Annotated in this window: 6 protein-coding genes; 2 read left to right on the plus strand and 4 right to left on the minus strand. The window is 71.2% G+C overall.

Features of this window, described 5'->3' with window-relative positions; all coding sequences use genetic code 11:
• The 4 genes from VOI19_RS14795 to nth form a co-directional block, all read right to left on the minus strand.
• Nucleotides 1–1,032 (minus strand): MarP family serine protease (locus VOI19_RS14795; RefSeq protein WP_323793730.1); only part of this gene is annotated, 1,032 nt, incomplete at its 3' end.
• On the minus strand, nucleotides 1,029–1,733 hold the full coding sequence (locus VOI19_RS14800) for a CoA pyrophosphatase (protein WP_323793731.1): 705 nt from the start codon (nucleotides 1,731–1,733) through the stop codon (nucleotides 1,029–1,031). The genes VOI19_RS14800 and VOI19_RS14795, both read right to left, overlap by 4 nt.
• Complete coding sequence (locus tag VOI19_RS14805; RefSeq protein WP_323793732.1) at nucleotides 1,730–2,323, minus strand: TlpA disulfide reductase family protein; 594 nt, start codon at nucleotides 2,321–2,323, stop codon at nucleotides 1,730–1,732. The genes VOI19_RS14800 and VOI19_RS14805 overlap by 4 nt, the downstream gene beginning before the upstream one ends.
• Complete coding sequence (gene nth, locus VOI19_RS14810; protein ID WP_323793733.1) at nucleotides 2,320–3,024, minus strand: endonuclease III; 705 nt, start codon at nucleotides 3,022–3,024, stop codon at nucleotides 2,320–2,322. Before nth ends, VOI19_RS14805 begins: the two co-directional genes overlap by 4 nt.
• Before the next feature lie 187 nt (nucleotides 3,025–3,211).
• On the opposite strand from nth, the gene VOI19_RS14815 reads away from it, so the two are divergent.
• Nucleotides 3,212–3,889, plus strand: a complete 678-nt coding sequence (locus tag VOI19_RS14815; protein ID WP_323793734.1) for a Crp/Fnr family transcriptional regulator — start codon at nucleotides 3,212–3,214, stop codon at nucleotides 3,887–3,889.
• Nucleotides 3,890–4,034: 145 nt separating this feature from the next.
• Nucleotides 4,035–4,610 (plus strand): type IV toxin-antitoxin system AbiEi family antitoxin domain-containing protein (locus VOI19_RS14820; RefSeq protein WP_323793735.1); only part of this gene is annotated, 576 nt, incomplete at its 3' end.

The following is a 4,610-nucleotide window of genomic DNA, read 5'->3' on the forward strand; positions in this document are numbered from 1 at the left end:
GGAGTTGCCCGGTCGGATCAGCCCGCGCAGCGAGTAGACGTCGCGCAGCACGGTGCCGTTGCCGTAGATGTTGGGCGACTTGAGCTGCGTCTCGGTGCGCACCCGGCCGCGCTGGACGTCGTACGGCCCGTCCTCGGGGTAGCCGAGGATCGCGACGCCGTCGCTGGAGGAGGTCACGAACTGCTCCTCCTCGGCATCGCTGGAGACGAAGTCGAGACGCGGCGTGTTGCCGCTCTCGAACGAGAGCACCGCGATGTCGAGGTCGGCGTTGAAGTAGACGACGGTCGCATCGACCATGGAGTCGCCGACGATGACGTCCGGCTCGTTGACACCCGCGACCACGTGGGCGTTGGTCATCAGGCGGTCCTCGGCGTAGAGGAAGCCCGTGCCCTCGACGCCGCGCCCGCACGAGTTGTTGCCGCGGATCTTCAGCACGCTGGCCTCGGCGTTGCTGATGTCGGGGTCGGTGAGGAGGCGCCGCGCGCCGGGGCTCACCTCGACGATGTCCTCCGGCGCGAACGGCTCGAGGTAGCGCGGGAAGAAGCCGGCGCCGACGACGTCGTTGAAGCCGTCGAGGGCGTTCATCGCCGTGGCGGGCAGCGCGGTGTTGACCGTGCGCAGGACCGCTGAGTCACGCACGAGCGGCGTCAGGGCCCCGATCCGCGATCCGGAGATGGCCACGCCGAGGGCCCACGCCACGACCAGCACGGCCAGCGAGCTCAGCAGGGCGCCCCCGATCGCGTCGAGGGCACGCGCGGGCTGCCAGGTGATCTTGGAACGAATCCGCGCGCCGACGTACTGCAGGAGCGCCTGGCCCACCGAGGCGAGCACGATGACGATGAACAGGGCACCCAGCGACACCGCGAGCGAGGGCTCGGCGTCGCCGAGGATCCGTGGGGCCAGGAGCACCCCCGCCAGTCCGCCGAGAAGCAGCCCTGCGGTCGCGAAGGCGCCGGTGACGAAGCCTTGCCAGTAGCCGGAGAGCGCGTAGGCGAGCCCGAGGAGCAGGAGCAGCACGTCGAGGAAGTTCAACGGCGTCGCTCCTCGAAGTCGGTGTTGGGGGCCACTGGCTCGGCATCCGGCCGGTAGCCGCCGAGCATATAGCGCGGGATCTCCTGCTCCGGCGCCTCCGGCAGGTCGTCGATCCAGCCGAGGAACTCGAAGAGCCGCGCGATCACCCCACCGGTGAAGCCCCAAAGGATCACCTCGTGGTCGTCGCCGATCAGGAAGCCGGGCGAGCGCCAGCCCGAGGGGCCGGTGACGACGATGCGGTGCTCGGGGTCGGCGAGCTCGTGGAGCGGCACCCGGTAGATCGCGTGGACCTCGGCGGGCGACTTGACCCAGATCGGACTGGGGTCGTGCCACCAGCCGAGCACCGGCACGACCGAGAAGTTGCTCGGCGGCAGCCACAGCTCGGGCAGCTCGGCGAAGACGTGGACGCCGGCCGGGTCGAGACCGGTCTCCTCGTGGGCCTCGCGCAACGCGGCCTCCACGAGCGTCTCGCCGGGGTCGACGCGTCCGCCGGGAAAGGAGACCTGGCCGGGGTGGGACCGCATCGTGTGCGAGCGCTCGGTGAGCAGCAGGTCAGGGCCGTGCTCCCCCTCGCCGAAGAGCATGAGCACGGCCGACGAGCTCGCGTCGGCCCCGTCGGGCACCTGGAAGCGCGTGAGGTCGTGCACGGTGATGCTCTGCGCCGCCTCGCGGATCGGGTGCAGCCAGTCGGGGAGCTTCACAGCTCGACCCCCAGGTGCGTCTCGGCTAGCTCGACGATCTCGGCCTTGTCGGTCACGCCGCCACCCTTCTGGAAGGCGATCTCGCCGTCGGCGTCGATGAACAGGAGCTGGGGGAAGCCGGGCACGCGCAGCTCGGCGAGGTCGAGGATCTCGCCACCCGGGTCGGCGAGCTGGGGGTAGGTGGCGCCGACGATCTCGGCGAAGGAGATGGCGAGGTCGGGATAGATCTCGACGTCGATGCCGAGCAGGTCGACGGTGTCACCGTGCTCGGCGTAGAACGCCTGGAGCGCCGGCATCTCGTCGCGGCACGGCGCGCAGCCGGAGAACCACAGGTTGATGATGAGGGGGCCCTTGAGGTCGGCGAGATCGACCTCGGGTCCACCGCCGAGGCAGCGCAGCGTCAGGTCGGGCAGGGCACCCCCGCCAGGGCCCGGTCGGCAGTCGTCGATGCCGGCCTCGGCCTTCATGGCCACCAGCTCGGGCGTGGCCACGTCGATGTTGGTGGTGCCGGGGGTGACGGCGCCGTCGCCACACCCGGTGAGCACGACTGCGAGGAGCAGCGCGACGCCGGCGGCCGCGAGCCGCCTCACGCGGGGCCCTGGGTCTTGACCAGGGCGGCCGCGGCGACCGGATCGGTCGGGCCCTCGCCGTACGACGGGCACCAGCGCGCCAACGGGCAGGCGCCGCAGGCGGGCTTCTTGGCGTGGCAGCGGCGGCGACCGTGCCAGATGACGTGGTGCGACAGCATCGTCCAGTCGCGCTTGTCGAACAGCGCTCCGACGGCGTGCTCGGCCTTGACCGGGTCGGTCTCGTCGGTCCAGCCGAAACGGCGCACCAGACGGCCGAAGTGGGTGTCGACGGTGATGCCGGGGACGTCGAAGGCGTTGCCGAGCACGACGTTGGCGGTCTTGCGTCCGACCCCGGGCAGCTTGACGAGGTCGTCGAGGCGACCGGGCACCTGGCCGTCGTGCTCGGCGACCAGCACGGCGCTGAGCTTGAGCAGCGACTCGGTCTTGGCGCGGAAGAAGCCGAGCGGTCCGACGATCGCCTCGAGGTCCTCCCGCTTGGCTGCAGCCATCGAGGCGGGGTCGGGGTAGGCGGCGAACAGCGTCGGCCGGACGGCGTTGACGCGTCGGTCGGTCGTCTGGGCGCTCAGCACCGTCACCACGAGCAGCTGGAAGGCGTTGTCGAAGTCCAGCTCGCAGCCGGCCTCCGGGTAGGTCTCGGCCAGGACGCGGTTGATCTTGCGCGCGCGCCGGACGAGGGAGGTACGGGTCTCGTCGGGCAGCACCACACCAGCCTACGGCGGGCTCCCGACACCCTCGGAGGTGGCTGTGGGCCACGATCGGAGAACGGGACGCCGTCCCGCACAGGGGCTCGGGTTACCTTGTGATGTCGGACACCCCCTAGGATCAGGGCGACGTGAGGTGCGCGGATGCACGCCTCACCCCACCCACGGCTCACCCGGGAGGTCCCTCGTGGACAACGACGTACTCCGTCAAGCACCGCTGTTCAGTGCGCTCGACGACGAAGCCGCCACTGCCCTGCGCGCCTCGATGACCGAGAGCCGGCTGCGCCGCGGCGACGTGCTCTTCCGCGAGGGCGACTCCGGCGACAAGCTCTACGTGATCCTCGAGGGCAAGATCAAGCTCGGCCGCACCTCGCCCGACGGTCGCGAGAACCTCCTCGCCATCCAGGGCCCCGGCCAGATGTTCGGCGAGCTCTCGCTCTTCGACCCGGGCCCGCGCTCGGCCACCGTCACGGCCGTCACCGACGCGACCTTCGCCTCGCTGTCGCACGAGGACCTGCTCCGCTGGCTCGAGGGACGCCCGATGGTGGCCCGCGGCCTGCTCTCGCAGCTCGCCGCCCGCCTGCGCAAGGCCAACGACGTCGTCGCCGACCTGGTGTTCTCCGACGTTCCCGGCCGGGTCGCCAAGGCGCTGCTCGACCTCGCCGACCGCTTCGGCCGCACCGCCGACGACGGCGTCCACGTGCACCACGACCTCACGCAGGAAGAGCTCGCCCAGCTGGTCGGCGCCTCTCGCGAGACCGTCAACAAGGCGCTCGCCGACTTCGCCTCGCGCGGCTGGCTGCGTCTCGAGCCCCGCTCGGTCGTGATCATGGACGTCGAGCGCCTCTCGAAGCGCGCCCGTTGACTCTTCGCAGTACTCAGTGCGGTGGATCCGATCAACCTGCTTGATCAGATCCACCGCGTAAGCACAGCGCCCCTCTGAGCGATCGTTCTCCACAGGCTCGCGCCGCCCGACCACGCGGGCGCGAGCCGACGTCCAGCCTGAGGGCATGGATCCCCTTTCACAGCTGCTGCGTGACCAGAGTGGCGTGGTGTCCCGCCGTCAGGTCCTGGACGCCGGCCTCACGACGACCCAGCTGGCGAGGCTGCGCCGACGTGGTCAGCTGGTGCAGATGCCCCACCTGACAGGCGTGTGCGTCGAGCACAACGGGCCACCGACTCATCGGCAGCGCAGCCAGGCAGCGGTGTTGCACGCCTGGCCCTCGGCGCTCTGCCTGGACAGCGCGCTCCGGGCGGCCGAGGGGCCGGGTCGCCGCGAGCGCTCCGAGGCGACGATCCACGTGGCGGTCGACCGGCAGCGCCGGATCAGCGCCGTACCCGGGGTCGAGGTCCATCGGATGGCCGGCTTCGCCGAGCGGGTCCAGTGGAACGCCTCACCGCCGCGGATCCGCTACGAGGAGTCGGTGATCGACGTGGCCGCGGGTGCGCTCGACGATCTCGCTGCCGTGGCCTCGCTCGCTGATGCCGTCGGCTCCCGTCGCACGACAGCTGCGCGGCTGCTCACGTGTCTCGGCGAGCGCCACCGGATCCCGCGGCGCTCGTGGCTCCAGGCCGTGCTCGCCGAC

The sequence above is a fragment of the Nocardioides sp. genome (assembly GCF_034670285.1).
GTDB lineage: Bacteria > Actinomycetota > Actinomycetes > Propionibacteriales > Nocardioidaceae > Nocardioides.